The organism is Rhodococcus rhodochrous, assembly GCF_900187265.1.
GTDB lineage: Bacteria > Actinomycetota > Actinomycetes > Mycobacteriales > Mycobacteriaceae > Rhodococcus > Rhodococcus rhodochrous.
In genome coordinates this window covers 316,634-335,983 of record NZ_LT906450.1, presented here as the reverse complement: position 1 = coordinate 335,983, position 19,350 = coordinate 316,634, and the positions used below count along the sequence as shown (strand labels likewise).

General features: G+C 68.8%; 19 protein-coding genes and 1 tRNA gene. 7 read left to right on the top strand and 13 right to left on the bottom strand.

Annotated elements, in window-relative coordinates:
- Window positions 1-26: 26 nt before the first annotated feature.
- The 5 genes from CKW34_RS01555 to CKW34_RS01535 form a co-directional block, all read right to left on the bottom strand.
- Complete coding sequence (locus CKW34_RS01555; protein WP_059383233.1) at window positions 27-1,916, bottom strand: ABC transporter ATP-binding protein; 1,890 nt, start codon at window positions 1,914-1,916, stop codon at window positions 27-29.
- A complete protein-coding gene (locus tag CKW34_RS01550) occupies window positions 1,913-3,640 on the bottom strand; it encodes an ABC transporter ATP-binding protein (protein ID WP_059383254.1) in 1,728 nt (575 codons plus the stop codon). The genes CKW34_RS01555 and CKW34_RS01550 overlap by 4 nt, the downstream gene beginning before the upstream one ends.
- A 93-nt stretch (window positions 3,641-3,733) precedes the next feature.
- Window positions 3,734-6,070 (bottom strand): MMPL family transporter, encoded by a 2,337-nt coding sequence (locus tag CKW34_RS01545; RefSeq protein WP_059383234.1) that lies wholly within the window; start codon window positions 6,068-6,070, stop codon window positions 3,734-3,736.
- Window positions 6,071-6,146: 76 nt separating this feature from the next.
- Window positions 6,147-6,740, bottom strand: a complete 594-nt coding sequence (locus CKW34_RS01540) for an acyl-CoA-like ligand-binding transcription factor (RefSeq protein ID WP_059383235.1) — start codon at window positions 6,738-6,740, stop codon at window positions 6,147-6,149.
- Window positions 6,741-6,836: 96 nt separating this feature from the next.
- Window positions 6,837-7,301 (bottom strand): RrF2 family transcriptional regulator, encoded by a 465-nt coding sequence (locus CKW34_RS01535; protein WP_059383236.1) that lies wholly within the window; start codon window positions 7,299-7,301, stop codon window positions 6,837-6,839.
- Window positions 7,302-7,522: 221 nt separating this feature from the next.
- On the opposite strand from CKW34_RS01535, the gene CKW34_RS01530 reads away from it, so the two are divergent.
- Entirely contained in the window at window positions 7,523-8,470 is a 948-nt protein-coding gene (locus CKW34_RS01530) for a sterol desaturase family protein (RefSeq protein ID WP_059383237.1), read from the top strand.
- Here CKW34_RS01530 and CKW34_RS01525 read toward each other — a convergent pair.
- A complete protein-coding gene (locus CKW34_RS01525; protein WP_059383238.1) occupies window positions 8,451-9,137 on the bottom strand; it encodes a YceI family protein in 687 nt (228 codons plus the stop codon). The two genes, CKW34_RS01530 and CKW34_RS01525, sit on opposite strands and share 20 nt — an antisense overlap.
- A gap of 43 nt (window positions 9,138-9,180) precedes the next feature.
- A complete protein-coding gene (locus CKW34_RS01520) occupies window positions 9,181-10,722 on the bottom strand; it encodes an MFS transporter (RefSeq protein ID WP_370670860.1) in 1,542 nt (513 codons plus the stop codon).
- Between the two features lie 119 nt (window positions 10,723-10,841).
- Here CKW34_RS01520 and CKW34_RS01515 point away from each other — a divergent pair, with 119 nt between their 5' ends.
- Both CKW34_RS01515 and CKW34_RS01510 read left to right on the top strand, forming a co-directional pair.
- Window positions 10,842-11,384 (top strand): TetR/AcrR family transcriptional regulator, encoded by a 543-nt coding sequence (locus CKW34_RS01515; RefSeq protein WP_059383239.1) that lies wholly within the window; start codon window positions 10,842-10,844, stop codon window positions 11,382-11,384.
- 73 nt (window positions 11,385-11,457) lie between these two features.
- Window positions 11,458-12,084, top strand: a complete 627-nt coding sequence (locus CKW34_RS01510) for a maleylpyruvate isomerase family mycothiol-dependent enzyme (RefSeq protein ID WP_059383240.1) — start codon at window positions 11,458-11,460, stop codon at window positions 12,082-12,084.
- Window positions 12,085-12,095: 11 nt separating this feature from the next.
- Here the strand turns inward: CKW34_RS01510 and CKW34_RS01505 are convergent, their stop codons facing one another.
- Complete coding sequence (locus CKW34_RS01505; protein ID WP_059383241.1) at window positions 12,096-12,599, bottom strand: metallophosphoesterase family protein; 504 nt, start codon at window positions 12,597-12,599, stop codon at window positions 12,096-12,098.
- Window positions 12,600-12,659: 60 nt separating this feature from the next.
- On the opposite strand from CKW34_RS01505, the gene CKW34_RS01500 reads away from it, so the two are divergent.
- Together CKW34_RS01500 and CKW34_RS01495 are read left to right on the top strand one after the other, a co-directional pair.
- The gene (locus CKW34_RS01500) at window positions 12,660-13,457 is read left to right on the top strand and encodes an SDR family oxidoreductase (RefSeq protein ID WP_059383242.1); all 798 of its coding nucleotides are present in this window, start codon (window positions 12,660-12,662) and stop codon (window positions 13,455-13,457) included.
- 142 nt (window positions 13,458-13,599) lie between these two features.
- Window positions 13,600-14,145 carry a hypothetical protein gene (locus CKW34_RS01495; protein ID WP_059383243.1) on the top strand — a complete coding sequence of 182 codons (546 nt, stop codon included), beginning with the start codon at window positions 13,600-13,602 and terminating at the stop codon, window positions 14,143-14,145.
- Here CKW34_RS01495 and CKW34_RS01490 read toward each other — a convergent pair.
- The 4 genes from CKW34_RS01490 to CKW34_RS01475 form a co-directional block, all read right to left on the bottom strand.
- Window positions 14,099-14,902, bottom strand: coding sequence for an alpha/beta fold hydrolase (locus tag CKW34_RS01490; protein WP_059383244.1), 804 nt, complete (start codon window positions 14,900-14,902; stop codon window positions 14,099-14,101). The genes CKW34_RS01495 and CKW34_RS01490 overlap by 47 nt on opposite strands.
- A 253-nt stretch (window positions 14,903-15,155) precedes the next feature.
- Window positions 15,156-15,246, bottom strand: a tRNA-Ser gene (locus tag CKW34_RS01485).
- Window positions 15,247-15,292: 46 nt separating this feature from the next.
- Window positions 15,293-15,769, bottom strand: coding sequence for a nucleoside deaminase (locus CKW34_RS01480; protein WP_006552538.1), 477 nt, complete (start codon window positions 15,767-15,769; stop codon window positions 15,293-15,295).
- Complete coding sequence (locus CKW34_RS01475) at window positions 15,770-16,330, bottom strand: tRNA adenosine deaminase-associated protein (protein WP_059383245.1); 561 nt, start codon at window positions 16,328-16,330, stop codon at window positions 15,770-15,772.
- Window positions 16,331-16,378: 48 nt separating this feature from the next.
- Between CKW34_RS01475 and CKW34_RS01470 the strand changes: the two genes are divergently transcribed.
- Together CKW34_RS01470 and CKW34_RS01465 are read left to right on the top strand one after the other, a co-directional pair.
- The gene (locus tag CKW34_RS01470; protein ID WP_059383256.1) at window positions 16,379-17,341 is read left to right on the top strand and encodes a prephenate dehydrogenase; all 963 of its coding nucleotides are present in this window, start codon (window positions 16,379-16,381) and stop codon (window positions 17,339-17,341) included.
- Window positions 17,329-18,675 (top strand): amidase, encoded by a 1,347-nt coding sequence (locus CKW34_RS01465; RefSeq protein WP_059383246.1) that lies wholly within the window; start codon window positions 17,329-17,331, stop codon window positions 18,673-18,675. Before CKW34_RS01470 ends, CKW34_RS01465 begins: the two co-directional genes overlap by 13 nt.
- Here CKW34_RS01465 and CKW34_RS01460 read toward each other — a convergent pair.
- On the bottom strand, window positions 18,672-19,187 hold the full coding sequence (locus tag CKW34_RS01460) for a putative glycolipid-binding domain-containing protein (RefSeq protein ID WP_059383247.1): 516 nt from the start codon (window positions 19,185-19,187) through the stop codon (window positions 18,672-18,674). The genes CKW34_RS01465 and CKW34_RS01460 overlap by 4 nt on opposite strands.
- Window positions 19,188-19,350 lie beyond the last annotated feature (163 nt).

Here is a 19,350-nt window from a genome sequence, read left to right as displayed (position 1 = left end):
TCAGGCCGCGCCGAAGTCTCCCGCGTTCACTCCACGAGTGCCTTGAACTGCGCGTCGTACAGCCGCGCGTACGCACCGGCCGCCTCGAGCAACCCCTCGTGCGTGCCCTGTTCGACGATCCGCCCGTCCTCCATCACCACGATGCGGTCGGCGTTGCGGATGGTCGACAGGCGGTGGGCGATGACGAAGCTGGTGCGATCGTCGCGCAACCGCGCGGTGGCCTGCTGGACGAGCAGTTCGGTGCGGGTGTCGACCGAGCTCGTCGCCTCGTCGAGGATGAGGATCGACGGCTTCGACACGAACGCCCGCGCGATCGTGATGAGCTGACGCTCGCCGGCGCTGAGGTTGCCGTCGTTCTCCTCGTCGATGACGGTGTCGTAGCCGTCGGGCAGGGCCCGCACGAAACGGTCGACGTAACTCATCCTCGCGGCGGACATGATCTGGTTCTCGGTGGCGTACGGGTTGCCGTAGGCGATGTTCTCTCGGATGGTGCCGCCGAACAGCCAGGTGTCCTGCAGGACGATGCCGATGCGCGAGCGCAGCTCGTCGCGGGACATCGAGCGGATGTCCACCCCGTCGACGAGGATCCGGCCCTCGTCGACCTCGTAGAAGCGCAGGATCAGGTTGATGAGGGTGGTCTTGCCGGCGCCCGTGGGTCCGACGATCGCGATCATCTGGCCCGGTTCTGCCCGCAGTGACAGGTTCTCGATGAGCGGCCGGTCGGGGGTGTACGAGAAGGCGACGTTCTCGAACTCGACGAGTCCGTGCCGGCTCCACGGCATCGTCGGCGCCGCGACCTCCGGTTCCTCCTCCGCTTCGTCGAGCACCGCGAACACCCGCTCGGCCGACGCCGACGCCGACTGCAGCAGATTGACCATCGCGCCGATCTGCGCGAGCGGCTGCACGAGCTGACGCGAGTACTGGATCATCGCCTGGATCTCACCGAGCGTCGCGGTGCCCGACGCGATCCGCAGACCACCGAGCACCGCGATGACGACGTAGCCGACGTTGCCGAGGAAGGTCACGAACGGCATCACCAGTCCGGACACGAACTGCGCGCGGTAGGACGCCTGGTACAGCGACTCGTTGGTGTCGGTGAAGCGGCGCTGCACCTCCTCCGTCCGGCCGTAGGCGGTGATGAGCTCGTGCCCGGTGAAGGCCTCTTCGATCTGCCCGTTGAGCTTGCCGGTCGTCTCCCACTGCGCGAGGAAGTGCTTGCGTGAGCGTCGCGCGATCACCGCCGTCGCCACGACCGACGCCGGGACGGTCAGGATCGCGACGAGCGCGAGCAGCGGCGAGATGAACAGCATCATCACCACGAGACCGAGCAGGGTCAGGACCGCGAGGACGAGCTGGGAGATGGACTCCTGCATACCCGCCGCGACGTTGTCGATGTCGTTCGTGACGCGGCTGAGCAGGTCGCCGCGCGAATGCGTGTCGAAGTACCGCAGCGGCAACCGGTGGATCTTGCGTTCGACACGCGACCGCATGTCGCGCACGACGCGCTGCACGATCTCGTTGAGGCCGTAGGCGGCGACCCAGATCAGACCGGACGAGAGCAGGTACAGCGCGAGGACGATGACGAGGATCCGCCCGAGGGCCGGGAAGTCGATGCCGAGCCCGGGCACCACATCCATCCCCGAGACCATGTCGGCGAACTGGTCGCGGCCCTCGGCGCGCAGACCGGCGACGGCTTCGTCCTTGGTCTGTCCGGCGGGGAGCTGCATGCCCACCACCCCATCGAAGATGACGTCGGTGCCGCGGCCGAGCACGAAGGGCGCCACCGACATGCTCACGACGCCGAGGAAGGCGGAGAACAACACCGAGTAGACGGCGTAGCGGTGCGGGTGGAGCAGGCCGAGCACCCGGCGGATGGTGCGCAGACGCGACGGCGCCGCCGCTTCCGGAGTCGTCATACCGTGGCCATCCTCTGCGACTCGACGATCTCCGAGTACGTGCGGCACCGGCCGAGCAGGCCGAGATGCGTTCCGGAATCGACCATCACGCCGTTGTCGAGGACGACGATGCGGTCGGCGTCCTGCACGGTCGAGACCCGCTGCGCGACGATGAGCACGCACGCGTCGCGCGTCTCGGGTTCGAGCGCCGCGCGCAGGCGGGCGTCGGTCGCCGGGTCGAGTGCGGAGAAGGCGTCGTCGAACAGGTAGACGGCGGGCCGGCGGACGAGGGCGCGGGCGATCGCGAGTCGCTGCCGCTGCCCGCCGGAGACCGTGGTGCCACCCTGGGAGAGGACCGTGTTCAGCCCGTCCTCTGTCTTGTGGACGAAGTCGGCGGCCTGCGCGACCTCGAGAGCGTGCCACAGTTCGTCGTCGGTGGCATCGGCACGTCCGTATCGGAGGTTGTCGGCGATGGTGCCGGAGAACAGGTAGGCCTTCTGCGGCACGACGGCGATGCGTGAGCGCAGCACGTCGGTGTCGAGTGCCCGCACATCGACACCCGCGACGAGCACCTGCCCTGCAGTGACGTCGATGAGCCGCGGCACGAGGCGCATCAGGGTGCTCTTGCCCGATCCGGTGCCGCCGATGATCGCGGTGGTGGAGCCGGGGTCGGCGCGGAACGACACCCCGCTCAGCACGGGAGCGTCGGCGCCGGGATACGAGAAACCGGCATCGCGCAGTTCGAGGGTGACGCGGGGCGGGAGTTCGCGGACCGGTTCGGCGGGCGAGGACACCGTCGGTTCGGTGTCGAGCACGTCGAGGATGCGCTCGGCGCAGACCGCGGCGCGCGGAGCCATGATGGCGACGAACGACGTCATGAGCACGGCCATGAGGATCTGGGCGATGTAGGTGATCATCGCGGTGATGGAACCGACCTGCATCGCACCGGAGTCGATGCGGTGGGCGCCCACCCACAGGACGCCGACGGTGCTCACGTTCGAGATCAGCAGCACCGCGGGGTACAGCACGGAGTTCACGCGGCCGACGCGCAGGGCGGTGGCGGTGAGGTCGTCGTTGGCGCCGTCGAAGCGGGCCTTCTCGGTCTCGTCGCGCACGAATGCCCTGATCACGCGGATGCCGGTGATCTGCTCGCGCAGCACCCGGTTCACAGAGTCGATGCGCTTCTGCATGACCCGGAAGCCGGGCAGCATGAGCGCGATGAGCGTGACCATGGTGAAGATCAGCACCGGAACGGCGACGACCAGCACGAGCGAGGTGCCGGGATCCTGGCGGATCGCCATGATGACGCCACCGATCCCCATGATCGGGGAGGTCACGACGATGGTGCAGGTCATCAGCACGAGCATCTGGACCTGCTGCACGTCGTTGGTGTTGCGGGTGATCAGCGACGGGGCACCGAACGTCCCGAACTCGCGCGCCGAGAACCGCCCCACACTCCGGACGAGCGCGAGCCGCACGTCGCGGCCGAAGCCCATCGCGGCACGCGCCGCGAAGTAGACGGCACCGGTCGCGGCGCCGACCTCGACGGCGCTGATGACGAGCATCAGCAGACCGGTCCGGACGATGTAGTCGATGTCCCCGGTCGCCACGCCGTTGTCGATGATGTCGGCGTTGAGACTCGGGAGCAGCAACATGCCCCCGGTCGCGACCAGCTGCAGGAGTACGACCCCCGCGAGGGCACCCCGATAGGGCGCCATGAAGCGGCGCAACAGCCGTAGCAACATGGGCATTACGCTACCTGCGACTCCCTGCAGCAATCTTCACGAACCACCCCGGCGGCCACGTACCGCGTCGGGTACGTGGCCGCCGGGGGTTCGTCACACTCGTGCGGATTCCGGTGCGGACTCGGTGGCACCGAGCTCGCGGGTGAGCTTCTCGCCCTCGACGTCGACGTTCGGAAGGATCCGGTCGAGCCACTTCGGCAGCCACCACGCCTTGTCGCCGAGCAGCGCCATCACCGATGGGATGATGACCATGCGGACGATGAAGGCGTCGAAGAAGACGGCCGCGGCCAGTGCGAAACCGATCGACTTGATCAGCGAGTCCGGTTCGGCGATGAAGGCCGCGAACACCGAGATCATGATGATCGCCGCCGCGCTCACCACGCGGGCGCCGTGTGCGAAGCCGCTACGGACGGCCTCGAGTGCGCTCGCGCCGTGGACGTAGTCCTCACGCATACGCGTCACCAGGAACACCTGGTAGTCCATCGCGAGACCGAAGACGACGCCGATGAGGATGATCGGCATGAAGCTCACGATGGGCTGCGGGTTGGCGATCAGGCCGCCCCAGCCCTCCTGGAAGACCGCGACGGTGGCGCCGAAGGTCGCCAGGACGCTGAGCAGGAAGCCGAGGGTCGCGGTGAGCGGGACCAGGATCGAGCGGAACACCAGCATCAGCAGGATGAAGGCGAGGCCGACGACGACCGCGAGGTACGGAGCCAGTGCGCTCTGGAGGCTGTCGGAGACGTCGCCCTCGAGCGCGGTCTGGCCGGTCACGCCGTAGGACAGGCCGAACTCCTCGTTCAGCTCGGTCTCGCCGTCGCGGATGCTCTGGACGAGGTCCATCGTCGTGGGATCGGTCGGGCCGCTGCGCGGGGTGACGAGGATCTGGGCGGTGTCGCCCGCCTCGTTCACCGCGACGATCTGGGCGTTGACGACCTCGTCGTTCTCGTAGAGCTTGCCGACGACGGCACCGAACGCGACCGGAGCCTCCACGTCGGCGTCCTGGGTGTCGACCACGACGACCAGCGGACCGTTGCGTCCGGGACCGAATCCCTCGTCGACCAGGTCGTAGGCCTTGCGGGCGCTGGTCGCCGGGTCGGAGGTGGCCTCCGACGGCAGGGCGAGGTTCAGTCCGGTGGCGGGCAGCGCGAGCGCGCCGAGGACGACCACGGCGGCAACCAGCGGGATGGCCGGGCGGCGCGTGATCAGACCGACGAACTTGGCGCCGGCCTTGGGGGTGTCGTCGTCGGAACCACGCTTGTTCAGGAACGGGACGCGGCCGGCGAAGGCCTTCTCGCCGAACAGGCCGAGCACGGCAGGCAGCAGCGACACGGCGATGAGCACGGCCATGAGCACGGTGAACGCAGCGGCGTAGCCCATGACGGACAGGAACGGGATGCCGACGACGCTCAGCGCCATGAGGGCGATGATGACCGTGAGACCGGCGAAGACGACCGCGGAACCGGCGGTGCCCACGGCACGGCCGGCGGCCTCGGCACGATCCGAGGTGACGGTGAGTTCGTGCCGGAACCGAGAGACGATGAACAGCGAGTAGTCGATCGCCACGGCCAGGCCGATCATGACCGCGAGCGTCGGGGTCATCGAGCTGAGGTCGGCGAAGCCGGAGGCGATGGTGATGCCGAGGCTGCCGATGCCGACGCCGACGAGCGCGGTGATCAGCGGGAGTCCGGCGGCGACGAGCGAACCGAAGGTCAGGGTGAGCACGATCGCGGCGATACCGATGCCGATGAGTTCGGAGGTGCCGCCGGGCATGCCCATCTCGGCTGCGGCCGTACCGCTGACCTCGACGGTCAGGCCGGCGTCACGGCCGATCTCGGCAGCGTCGAAGATCTGGTCGCGCAGGGCCTGGTCGACGTCGGTGATCTCGCCCTCGAACGGGACGGTCACGAAGCCGACGGTGCGGTCGGCGCTCAGCGGCGACAGGGCCTGGGCGTCGGACAGCGCAGCCTCTTCGGGGGTGCCCTGCTGCGCGGCGACGGCCTTCATCTGTTCGACGAGACCGGCGTCGGCGAGGACCGGGTTCACCAGCGCTCCGGCCTGTTCCTCCGGCGAGGCGGTGGCGGGGTCGACCTTCGCGGGCGGCGAGACGCGGTCGATGCCGCGGACCGCGGCGAGGACCTCGTCGACGGCAGCCATGTTCTCGGGGTCGTCGAGGGTCTGCCCGTCGGGCGCGGCGAAGACGTAGCGCGCGCTGAGCCCGTTCATCGGATCCTCGGTCGACGGGAACCGTTCGGCCATGAGGTCCTGGGTCTTCTGCGCGGGGGTGCCCGGAAGCGTGAACGCGTCCGTGGTGGGCCCGGACAGAGTTGCTGCACCGACCCCGAAGAGCACGAGCAGCGCGATCCAGAAGGACAGCACTGCGCCCTTCCGTCTGTGGGCGAACTTGCCCAGCCGGTACAGGTAGGTCGCCACGGGGCACCCTTTCTATGTCGGAAGATCCTGCGGGGTCGGATGGTGGGGCGGTTACAGCGGTCGGGCGGGGCTACGGCTACGGGAAACCACGGCGGAGCCGGTCGAACGCCTCGCGGATGAGCTCTTCGACCGAACGGTCCGTCGTCCCGGTCGCGTGTGTCTCCATGGCCGCGCGCACGGCGCCCATGGCCGCGTAGTTCAGCAGCGAGGGATACAGGTCGGACGCGGGGTCGGTGCCGGTGCGTTCGGCGATGATCTCGACCAGCAACTGCGACGAGCGGCGCTCGACCTCGATCTGCCGGGACAGCAGCACGTTGCTCTCCTCGAGGAGGGTGATGCACGCGACGATCTCGTCGAACGGCCAGTCGGCGTTCTGCACGACGTCCAGGGCCACCGTCAGCAGCGAGTCCATGATGTCCTCGTCGGCGGGACGATCGCGCAGCAGGTCGATCCACTCCTCGACCCGGGTCTCGAGATAGGCGAGGACGGCGTCTTCCTTGCTGGCGAAGTAGTTGTGGAAGGTGCGGGTCGAGACATCCGCGCGCGCTGCGATCGCATCGGCCGTCACGGCGGGCAGACCGTGTTCGCGGGCCAGTTCGGCTGCGGCGGTCGCGAGAGCCGCACGAGTGGCTGCCTTCTTGCGGTCGCGCAGGCCGGGAGTGGTGGTCACTTCATCCAAGGTACCGATTTTGCAGATCTCTGTAAGTTTGCAGAGTCGTGCAAAGTTGTGACATCCCCCACACGCAACCCGGAGCTATTGCGGACTTCACACCCGGCGACGCTCCCAGGCCCCGGGATCCTTTGTGAGGTCCTCCACGAAACCCGGGAGATCCCCTGCGACGACGTCTGCGAGCGACACCTCTTCGAGCACGGCGCGCAGGTTCACACGCACCGCGATCCACACGTCCTGCAACCGTTCGGCCGCTCCGCTGTAGACGACGTCCTCGGGCCGCTCGCCGCGTACCGACGCCAGCGGGCCCTCGACCGTGCGGATGATGTCGGCGATGGAGATCTCGGCCGCGGGTCGCGCGAGCCAGTAGCCGCCCTCCGGTCCCCGCCTGCTGTTCACCAGCCCACCGCGACGCAGGTCGGCGAGGACCGCCTCGAGGAACTTGTGCGGGATGTTCTGCGCCGTCGCGAGGGTCTCCGCCTTCGTCAGTCGACCGTCCTCGATCGCCGCGAGTTCGAGCATGGTCCGCACGGCGTAGTCGACCCTCGCGGTGATGTGCATGCCATGCCTCTCGCGCTGCCTGATGTGCCCGGCCGGCCCGTCCCGAGATGCCCTCGGCGTGCCCGCCTCGACGGGGGACGGTCAATTCCTACCAGCAATACCGAACCACCCGGATCGTGCGGACGCGAGTCGCCACCCGGGTCACGACCGAGGGCTCTGGTGATCCATGCCACACGAGCGGTAACGTGGACGGTTGTTCACAGCTATCGGAGGTCGTTGCGATGTGGGAGACACTGCAGGAATCGTGGGGCTCGCTGCTCGAGCCGCTCCACGATCCGGTGACCCTGGCGATCCCCGCCTTCCTCACCTTCCTGATCCTCGAATGGATCGCGGCCCGCACCCTCGAACACGTCGAACCGGGCCCCGACGGACGCACCCGTCCCCCGCGCGGCGGTTACGAGAAGCGTGACGCGCGCGCGAGCATCTCCATGGGCCTGGTCTCCATCGTCACGAGCGCCGCCTGGAAGGTGCTGGCCCTCGTCGGATATTCGGCCCTGTGGGTCTACGTCGCCCCTTGGCACCTGCCCGCCGATGCCTGGTACACGTGGGTGATCCTGCTCGTCGGCATCGACGTCCTCTGGTACTGGTACCACCGGATGGCGCACCGCGTCCGCCTGGTCTGGGCGACCCACCAGGCCCACCACTCGAGCGAGTACTTCAACTACGCGACCGCGCTGCGCCAGAAGTGGAACAACAGCGGCGAGATCATCATGTGGCTGCCGCTCCCCCTCATCGGCATCCCTCCGTGGATGGTGTTCGTCGGCTTCTCCGTCAGCCTCGTCTACCAGTTCTTCGTGCACACCGAGCGGGTCGGCAAGCTTCCCCGCCCGATCGAGTTCGTGTTCAACACGCCGTCGCACCACCGGGTGCACCACGGCTCCGACCCCGACTACCTCGACCGCAACTACGCCGGCATCCTCATCATCTGGGACCGGATGTTCGGCACCTTCAAGGCCGAGGACCACCGCCCCACCTACGGGCTCACCAAGCCCGTGGGCACGTACAACATCTGGGACCTGCAGACGCACGAGTACCGGGCGATCGCCCGCGACTGGCGTACGGCCGGGAAGTTCCGCGACAAGCTCGGTTACGCCTTCGGCCCGCCCGGCTGGACGCCGAAGCAGACCGGCGCAGAGGAGACCGAGAGCGTCAGTTCTGCTCGAGCGTGACGAGGAAGTCGACGCTGCCCGCGCCGTCGACCGTCACGAATCCGAGGTTCGGCGGCTCGACACCGTAGTCGGTCCAGGTGGTGGGGATGCTCCCCGACGCCACGAGCCGCTCACCCGTGCGGAGGACGTCGACGTCGACGGTCACGGGTCGTTCGGTGCCGCGCAGGGTGAGTGTGCCGGTCGCGGTGACGGAACCGATGCTGCCGTCGTCGGGAAGCGACGACAGGTCCACCGGCTCGGTGAGGGCGAACGTCGCCGTCGGGTGCGTCGCGGTGTCCATCACCCGGGTGCGGAACTGGTTGTCGCGCTGGCCGCTGTCGGTGGTGATGCCCTCGACCTGCACGACGACCTCGGCGGCCTCGAGGGTGCCGTCGGTGATCGTCGCCGAACCGGAGACCCGGTCGGTGCTGCCGACCACGGTGACGTCGGCGCCGCGCAGGATTTCGTGCACCGTGTAGCCGGCGGCGGTGCGGTTCGGTTCGACCCCCTCGACGACGGTCCATTCACCGTCGAGCTCACCGGTCGCGGCTTCGGCGCCCTCGGTCGAGACGGTCGCGGCGGGTGCGTCGTCCTCGGCGATGAACGTCCCGTATACCCATGGGGCAACGAAGAAGCCGAGCAGCGCCACGACCACGACGGCGACGAGGACCCATACCGCTTTCCGCATTCTGCAAATTTAAACGATGTCGGATTCTGAGTGGGGTGCTACGTCACGTCGCGCGGGCGCTGCGTGAACCACGCGATTCCGGCGCAGCGTGCACCACGCGATTCCGGCGCAGCGTGCACCACGCGATTCCGGCGGAGGTGATCATGAGTGCCACGCCGATCCCGGACGTGATGGTGACACCGCTGTCGAACGCCGATCCCGCTGCGGCCAGCAACGCGTCGGCCCGGTCGGCGGGCAGGGTCCCGGCCACGGCGTGGGCGCCGCCGAGCGTCTCGCGGGCCGCCTGCGCCTGCTCCGGATTCAACCCGGCAGGGAGCAGGAGGTGCGCGCTGTAGGACGCGGACAGCACCGACCCGAGGATCGCCGTACCGAGCACGGCACCCATCTCGTAGGCCGTTTCCGACACCGCCGACGCGGCACCGGCCTTCGTCGGCGGGACGCTCGAGACGATGAGGTCGTTCGACAACGTCTCCGCCGCACCGATACCCGCACCGAGAACCGCGAACGCCACGATGATCGGTGCGAGCGCCGACGGTGAGGCCAGCAGGAGCACCAGCGCGTAGCCGGTCGCCGAGAGCAGGAGCGCGCAGACGATGATCGACGACGGCTGCACCCACCGCACGAGCGCGACCACCGACATCCCGGCCACGACCATCACCGCCAGCCCCGGGACCAGGCTCAGACCGGCCTCCATCGGGCTCTGCCCGATCACCAGTTGCAGATGCTGGGACACGAAGAACAGGAAGCCCACGAGGGAGACGACGGACAGCAGGTTCACCGCGACGGCACCGGAGAAGGTGGGCACGCGGAACAGGCGGACGTCGAGCATCGGATTCGGGCGACGCAACTGCCGGCGCACGAAGGCGACGAGCGCGACCACCCCGACGACGGCCGGGACGATGACGACGGCGCCGAGGCCGCTGTCGGCAATCTTCTTGATCGCGAAGACGATCGGGGCCAGAGCCAGCATCGACAGCGCGATGCTCATGACGTCGATGCGGCCCGGATTCGGGTCCTTCGACTCGGGGACGAAGATCGGCGCGAGCACGAGCAGCGGGATCAGTACCGGCACCGCCAGCAGGAAGACCGAACCCCACCAGGCATGTTCGAGGAGGAACCCGCCCACGATGGGCCCCAGGGCGGCGCCTGCCGCGAAGCACGAGGCCCAGATCGCGATGGCGAGGCGACGTTGGGCGGCGTCGAGGAAGATGTTGCGCAGCAACGACAGTGTCGACGGCATGAGCATGGCCCCGAAGAAGCCGAGCACGCCGCGTGCCGTCACGAGCAGTTCCGCGGAGGGTGCATAGGCGGCGGCCACCGAGACGGCGGCGAACCCGGTCGCGCCGACGAGCAGCAGCCGGCGTCGTCCGATGCGGTCGCCGAGGCTGCCCATCGCCACCAGCAGGCCCGCGAGCACCAGTGGATAGATGTCGATGATCCACAACTGTTGCGCAGCGGTGGGCTGCAGCGCGGACGAGATCCCGGGCAGCGCGAAGGCCAGGACGGTGTTGTCCACCGACACGAGCAGCACGGGCAGCATGAGCACCGCGAGGGCGACCCAGTCCCGAGGAGCCGCCTTCGTCACGGTGGGTTCCGAAACAGGCACATATGTCGCCACGGATATCGAACTTTCGCGAGAGAGGAATCGGACCCCCGTTACTGTACCAGCTGGACGGTACAGTAACGACGTCGTACGATCGGGCCGTGCCACCTGCCCCTGCCGCCCGCGCCAAACTTCTCGACGCCTTCGTGACGATCCTGCTCGAGCAGGGCGAGCGCGCCGCGACCCTCGAGGCCGTCGCCGCGACCGCCGGCGTCTCGAAGGGTGGCCTGCTCTATCACTTCCCGTCGAAGGATGCTCTGGTCGAGGGCCTCGCCGAGCACGTCGAAGCGCTCGGGGCCGAGGACGTCGAACGCATGCGGGCGGCTCCCGAGGGACCGGCGGCGTATTACATCCGCACCTCGGTCTTCGCCGACACCCCGATCGACCGGGCCATCGTCGCCCTCACCCGTCTGAGCCAGACCGCGAATCCGCGAGCTCAGCAGGCGCTGCGCCACATCCATCAGGGGTGGTTCGACGCCCTGGCGGAGGAGGTCACCGATCCCGCGGCGGCACGGGCTGTGGCCCTCATCGGCGACGGTCTCTACTACGGCGCCGCCATGTCGGGCGAGACGAGCACGACGCCCCCCGAGGACGTCGACGAACTCTTGAAGGTCGTACGGAAACTGATCGGCCCGAACGACTGAGTTCGGGGAGGTTGTGTGCGTCCGTTCGCGAAAAAGCGAACACAACCTCCCTCGAATCGCCTACCTTGTGGCCATGACCGGGTCCGCCCTGGCGACGGCCCACGACGAGCGCGCCGACCTCGCCGATCTCCTGGAGACACTGTCGCCGGAACAGTGGGAGCACCCGAGCCTCTGCGAGGGGTGGACGGTGCGGGACGTCGTCGCCCACATGATCAGCTACGAGGAGCACGGACCTCGCGACCTGGTGCGACGACTGGCAGCCACCCGGTTCCGCCCGTGGAAACTCAACGAGGCCGCACTCGCCGACTACGCGGACCTCGGGCCCGACGAACTCGTCCGGTTCCTGCGGAACCACCTCGATCCGCAGGGCTCCACCGCAGCGTTCGGTGGTCGCGTCGGTCTCGTCGACGCCCTCATCCACCACCAGGACATCCGACGACCGCTCGGCCTCGCCCGCACGGTGCCTGCCGAGCGTCTGCGTGTCGCGTTGCCGTTCGCCGTCACCGCGGTGCCTCTGCGTGGATTCTGGAAGGCCCGCGGCGTTCGGCTCGTCGCGACCGACGTCGGCTGGTCACGTGGACGGGGTCCCGAGGCCGCAGGTCCGGGAGAAGCTGTGCTCATGACCATGGCGGGGCGACGCGGGATCGCGCGCGAGCTGTCGGGCCCGGGTGCCACGATCCTCACCGACCGGCTGGGCTGAGCGGCTCGGCGTCATGCCTTCTTCGGAAGCCGATGCAGTTCGACGTCGCGGAGCGTGCCGTCGACGATGCTCGCGGTCATGTAGGTGCAGTACGGCTGCCGACGCCGATCGGTGGGTGAACCCGGGTTGAGCAGGCGCAGTCCGCTCGGCGCGGTCGTGTCCCAGGGGATGTGCGAGTGGCCGAAGACGAGGACGTCGGTATCGGGATAGGCCGCGGCCATCCGCTTGTCGCGCCCGGTCGACGCGCCTGTCTCGTGCACCACCGCGATGCGCACACCGTCGAGGGCCACCCGCGCGACCTCCGGCAACCGTTCCCGCAGGATCGGACCGTCGTTGTTGCCCCAGCACGCGACCAGCTGCCGCGACCGTTCCTCCAGCACGTCGAGCAGTGCCACGTCCATCCAGTCGCCGGCGTGGATCACCACGTCCACGCGGTCCACCTCGTCCCACACCTGCGACGGCAGGTCGCGGGCGCGCGTCGGTACGTGGGTGTCGGCGAGCAGCAACAGACGCATGGCCCCCAGTCTGCCGTGGGTTCACAGTGTGCCGCGGGCACTCACGGGTAACCACGACCCATGACCACTCCAGCTCACGACAGACTCGCCATCGTCACCGGCGCCGACTCGGGGATGGGCAAGGCGACCGCCGAACTGCTCGCCGCCGAGGGGTTCGACGTCGGTATCACCTTCCACACCGACGAGGCAGGGGCCGAGGACACCCGCGCCGCGGTCGAACAGCGCGGGCAGCGGTGCTTCGTGGCCCGGCAGGACCTGACCAGCCCGGACACCGCCGACGTGATCGACGAGCTCGCCGAGAAACTCGGCGGCCTCGGGGTGCTGGTCAACAACGCCGGCACCGGTCACCGCGACGAGGTGCTCGACCTGTCCTTCGAACGGTGGCGGGAGATGCTCTCCACCGACCTCGACGGCCCGTTCCTGTGCTCCCAGCGCGCCGCGCGACACATGATCGACTCCGGGCGCGGCGGCCGCATCGTCAACATCACGAGCGTCCACGAGCACGTTCCCCGTTACGGGGCCTCCGCGTACTGCACGGCGAAGGCCGGTCTCGGCATGCTCACCCAGTGTCTCGCCCTCGAATGGGCCCGGTACGGCATCACGGTCAACTCTGTGGCTCCCGGTGAGATCTCCACGCCGATGACCGGCATGGACGAATCCGAGGCCTTCCACGAGGAGCGGCCGGGCAACCCCACCGGGCGCCCCGGGCACGTCAACGAGGTCGCCTCCGTCGTCGCCTTCCTCGCGTCCCCACGCTCGTCGTATCTGACGGGCCGCTCGATCCCTGTCGACGGTGGTCTCATGTTGATGGCCGCGCACGGACACGACATGAACGACGGGAGTTGGCGCGAACTCTGACGACGACCGACCACCCATCCGCTAGCGTCCACAGGACCGGTGGTCGACTCGGAGTTGGGGGAACTGGATGCGCACGACACCGCCTGCGGAGCGATTCGGAGCGGGAACGGCAAGAGGTTACCGAGCGACCCATCGTCCCGAGGTGTGGGGAGCGCTGATCGGCGCGGGCGGCGCGTCGGCCTTCATGCTCGTGAACGGCGCCGCTCTGGGATCGCCGTGGACCGGGATCGTCGTTGCCGGGTGGGTCTGCGCCATCGTTGTTTTCGTCTGGACCGTGCTGGTTCGGCCGCGGAGATTCGAGCAGTTGGAGCCGCCCTCGAAGCAGGCGTCGACGATCTACCTCGTGTCGGTCGCGGCCATGGTCGTGCTGATCGTCGGTGGCGCAAGGCTTCTCGCGTCGTTCGATCGTTCGGAACTGACGGTCGCGTGGGTGGTCTGCGTCGTCGGTGCGCACTTCGTTCCGTTCGCACGTGCCTTCGACCGCGCGTTGTTCCGGGTCATGGGCTGGGAAATGCTGCTGGTCGGAATCGCCGGTCTGGCAGGTGGTCTCGCATCATCCGCCGTTGCCGCTGCGGCAGGCGTCGCGGCGGGATTGTGGATGTTCGCCGTGATGGTCGCCGACGCTGTCGGCCGACCTCTCGTCAACGGGCGTCGGCCCGGCTCCACAATTCGTCGAGCGCCTCGTTGACAGCTTCCGGCTGCTGGACGTGCGGGTAGAAGCCGGGAACCTCGAGTAGTTCTCCATCGATCCGGTTTGCGACGACCCGCGCCGTGATCGTCAGCGGATCTCCCGCCAGTCGCTTGTACTCGTCGGGTGCGCCCGCCCAGTCACCGATGACGACGAGCTTCGGCCACGGCGCCGCCGCGAGCGGCTCGAGGGGGATGTCGGCGTCCCAGCAAGGCCTCTCCCGCATCGACGTCGCCGCTGCGCGTAGCCGCTTCGGGGTGGGTTCCGCCGGCGGCATGCCGACGCTCTCCGTGGTGAGACGCAGATAGTCCTCCGCAGTGAGCTCGGGCGGGAGCGCTGCCTGGGACGCGCGGGCGCGGGCGAGGTTCTCGGCGACGACCGGTTCGCTCTCCGCAACCTTCAGGCATCCGGGCTGGATCAGGCACAGCGAACGCACCAGGTCCGGCCGTTCCGCCGCTGCGAGCATCGCTGCGACCGCACCGTACGAATGTCCGACGAGATGGGCACCGTCACCGAGCAGTTCGACGATGTCGGCGGCATCTACCTCGTAGTCGGTGCGATGGGCCCCGTCGAGATCCGGCGAGTCGCCGTGCCCGCGGCGGTCCATCAGGATGAGCCGACGTGACGCCCCCAAAGGTCGTTGCCGCCCGAATCCGTAGGTCTCGTCGTCTCCCCAGGCCAGCACCCCGTGCACGAGAACGGCCGGCGGGACGTCGGACTCGGCGGGTCCGACGATCGTCGAGCTGACGCGATCCACTGTTCTCCCTCCCGATGGCGAGCGTGCAGGCGCGAACCTATCGGAAGACCTGTGCGCGTGCAGCCGTCCCGATCTACATTCCCTCAGGCGCACCTCGTCGCCTCTCCCAGTCATTCGCTACAGCTTTCGCTATCCGCTACCGCAATTGCCGCAGCGGATGGCAAAAGCTGTAGCGGATGTTTCCGGCCCCGGCCCTTGGCGACCTCCAGAGGTGAGAAAAGCCCCTCACCTGCTTGAACAGGTGAGGGGCTTCTGGCGGTGGCGGTGGGATTTGAACCCACGGACGGGGGTTACCCGTCACGCGCTTTCGAGGCGCGCTCCTTCGGCCGCTCGGTCACGCCACCGCTGACGACTCTAGCGGATTGCATGCCTCATCCCGAAATCGCCTGGTCACAGCTCCGAGGCCGGACCTCGGTGTTCCCGGAAGAACGCTTCGAGCACGGCCGCGCACTCGGCTTCGAGCACACCGCCGCGCACTTCCGGACGGTGTGTGAGGCGCCGATCGCGCACCACGTCCCACAGCGACCCGACGGCGCCCGTCTTCGGTTCCCACGCCCCGAAGACCACCCGCGACACCCTGGAGAGCACCAACGCGCCCGCGCACATCGTGCAGGGCTCGAGGGTCACCGCGAGGGTTGCGCCCTCGAGACGCCATCCGTCGCCGTAGACCTGCGCTGCCGCGCGCAGAGCGAGCACCTCGGCGTGCGCTGTGGGGTCCCCGGTGGCCTCGCGGGAGTTCGCCGCCCGCGCGATCTCGGTGCCGTCCGGTCCGAACACCACCGCGCCCACCGGTACGTCACCGGCGGGCGCGGCAGCGGCGGCCTCCAGCGCGACCCGGATCAATGCCTCGTCGTCGCGCAGCCCCATCTAACGGAGCTTGTCCAGGGTGTTACCCAGGACGTCGTCGAACCCGAGTCGCTGCGCGATCTCGTCGAGCTGCTCGTCGGGATACAGGTCGGTCTCGGACAGGATCACCGAGAGCACCGGCTCGGGCAGACCCATGTCGGCCAGGATGCCGAGGTCGCCCTCCTCCCACGGCTCGATGTCGTCGAGCTCATCGGGATCGATGTCGGGGATCTCGACATTCAGCGCATCGAGGACGTCGGCGGCGATGTCGTAGTCGACGGCCATCGTCGCGTCGGACAGCAGCAACCTCGTTCCCGCAGGTGCGGGACGCACGATGATGAAGAATTCGTCGTCCACGTTCAGCAGACCGAACACTGCGCCGGAGCTTCTCAGCTCCCGCAACTCGGTCACTGCGGTATCGAGACTCGTCAGTGCGGCACCGGACAACGCCCGGCACTTCCAACGACCTTCCTCCCGCGTCACGGCGACGGCGAAGCCGTCGAGGTCGTCGCTCGAACTCCCGGCGGGGTTCCCGCCCTGGGTCACGGAAGGGCTCTTGTTCCCTACACGCTGTGCAGCCATGGGCGCAACGGTAGTCGGCCACGTCCGGTGAATGAAGCCCAGCGCGGGATATGCCAACCTGATGAGGTGTCCTCAGCCGTCTCTTCCCCGCCCGTCTGTGTCCTCGGCCTCGGCCTGATCGGTGGTTCGCTGCTGCGCGCCGCCGCGGCGACCGGAAGGCAGGCGTGGGGTTACAACAGGTCGTCGCAGGCCGTGGAGGCCGCCGTCGCCGACGGCTTCGACGCGTCCACCGACCTCACGGCCACGCTGCGTCGCGCAGCCGACACCGACGCCCTTGTGGTGATCGCGGTACCGATGCCGGCAGTGGGCAGCATCCTCGAGGCGATGGCCGAGCACGCCCCCGACGTCGCGCTCACCGACGTGGTGAGCATCAAGGCGGAAGTGGCCGCTGCCGTCGCCGCTCACGGCCTGTCGCGGCGTTTCGTGGGTGGACACCCCATGACGGGTACGGCGGAGTCCGGCTGGACCGCTGGGACCGCCGACCTGTTCCGCGACGCGGTGTGGGTGGTGACCGTCGACGACGGCACCGATCCCGAGGTGTGGCGGCAGGTCGCCGACCTCGCGCTCGACTGCGGCTCCGTCGTCGTGCCCGCCGAATCCCGGGAGCACGACGCGGCGGTCGCGCGGGTCTCCCACCTCCCCCATCTCCTCGCCGAAGCGCTGGCCCTCTCGGGCGCCGGAGGCGGCGATCTCGCACTCGGTCTCGCCGCCGGCTCCTTCCGGGACGGCACGCGGGTCGCCGCGACGGCCCCGGCCCTGGTCGACGCGATGTGCGAAGGCAACGCCGAGGCCCTGCTGGTCGCGCTGGACGAGACACTCGAGGTGCTGAGGACGGCCCGGGAGCAACTGGCCGACCGCAGCACCTCCGAACTCACCCGCGCCGGTCACACGGCTCGGACCCGCTACGAACAACGTCGTCGCGACCCCATCGTCGGCACGCAGCCCGGCGACGAGGGCTGGATCGCAGCGTTCCGCGAGGCCGGACGACGCGGTGGAGTGTGGACACGATGAACCTCCGCGACATCGCCTCGGCGCTGACCACCGGCAAGACGACCCCTACCGAACACGTCCGCTCGGTTCTCGCCGAACTCGACGCCCTCGTCGGGACCCCCTGGGAGAACACCGTCGCCGCCCGCAACGACGAGGCAGCACTCGAGGCCGCAGCCCTCGCCGACGAGCAGATCGCCGCCGGGAACTGGATCGGTCCCCTGCACGGTGTCGCGGTCGCGGTGAAGGACAACATCGACGTCGCCGGGTTTCCCACTCGCTGCGGCAGCGCGGTCCTCGCCGATGCACCTCCCGCGCGGCGCGACGCTCGCGTCATCGAGAAACTCCGCGAAGCCGGAGCCGTCGTGGTGGCGAAGACCCACCTCCACGAGTTCGCATACGGGCCCACCGGGTTGATCAATGCGTCCGGCGCGGCCTCCCACCCCCACAATCCGGACCTGATCAGCGGTGGTTCCTCGTCCGGCTCCGCAGTGCTGGTCGCGAGGAGCGTCGTGCCCGTCGCGCTGGGAACCGACACCGGTTGCAGTGTCCGCACCCCGGCGGCGTTGTGCGGGATCGTCGGATTCAAGCCCGGCTTCGGCGCTCTTCCCGAGCAGGGCGTGTTCCCGCTGTCGACGACCTTCGATCACGTCGGTCTGCTCGCCGCCGACGCTCTGGACGCCTCACTCGCATGGGGCGCCCTTCCGGGCATCGCGCACCTGCGTACCCCGGTTTCCGAACTGCGCATCGGACGCCTGCGGGGCGGCATCTGGGATCTGTCACCCGAGTTCGACGAGGCCGTCGAGACGGCGTGCCGCACCCTCGCAGACCTGGGCGCCCGCGTCGTGGACGTGGAACTGCCCGAGACCGACGAGATGCTCGCGCTGTATCCCGTGGTCACCGGCTCGGAAGCGTACGAGACGCATCGCGCCTGGTTCGAAGCCGATCCCGACCGCTACCAATCCCCGACGGCCGCTCTGCTCGCCGCGCAACGCGACCGGCCGGCCTACGAATACATCCACGCGGCCCGGGCGGTGGCGCGACTACGGCACGACGTCGTGCACCGCCTCCGCACCGTGGACAAGCTCGATGCGCTGATCACCGTCACCACCGGCGTGCGTTCGGCGCCGCTGACGAGCGATCCCGTCGAGCTGCGCGCACCGCTGCTGCAGATGTGTATCCCGTTCAGCGTCCTCGGTGTCCCGGCCGTGTCGGTGCCGGCTCCTGACGGCGGGTCGTCGCCGGTCGGACTCCAGATCGTCGGCCTCACCGGCGGCACGCACGGGCACGGCAGCCACCCTGCCGAATCGGCCGCGTTCGCCGTGGCGATGGCGGTGGAGGCGTCGGGACAGCCCTAGATGCGGGAGGCGAGACCTCGGTACTCGAGGACGAAGCCGTCCTCGTCGACGGTCACCGACGACGACGAGCGCGGTGACAGCACGTGGATGCCGTCGGACGCACTGCTGTAGACGACCGTGGCCTCCTCGATGCTGAGATCGATGAGATTGACGTAGACGACGGGCACCTCCACGTCGTCGGCTCCGGCCTGCAGGTCGTGCCGACGGATGGGCAGGGCGTTGAAGAACGGGCTGAACACCACGTCCACGTCCAGCGCCCCGCCGAAGGTGGACCGATGATGGTCGATGCCGTTGTCGGACATCCAGATGCCCTCTTCGGACCGGGTGAGGGACATGTGCCGCTCACCCGAAGCGCGGGTGGTGCGCACCGACAATCGGCGGGTGACACCGTTCTCGTCCGTCACCAGGTCGTACGAGGCGCTGAAGGCCGGATGGTCGGTGCACTCCGCAGCCACGATGCGACCGGATGCCTTGATGCGGCGGCCGGAGAGCTGTACTCGTACCGACTCCATCCGAGACAGATCGACCGCACGCCACGTGAGTAGCGCGGGCCAGGTCGACGCGGAACCGGTGGCGTCAGGGGCTGGGGTGCTCACGGTCTATACGGTATGCGACGAAGCGCACACGGTGGGCAGCGGTGCCGTGATTCGTCCGCCACTGTCTCCACACAGAGCC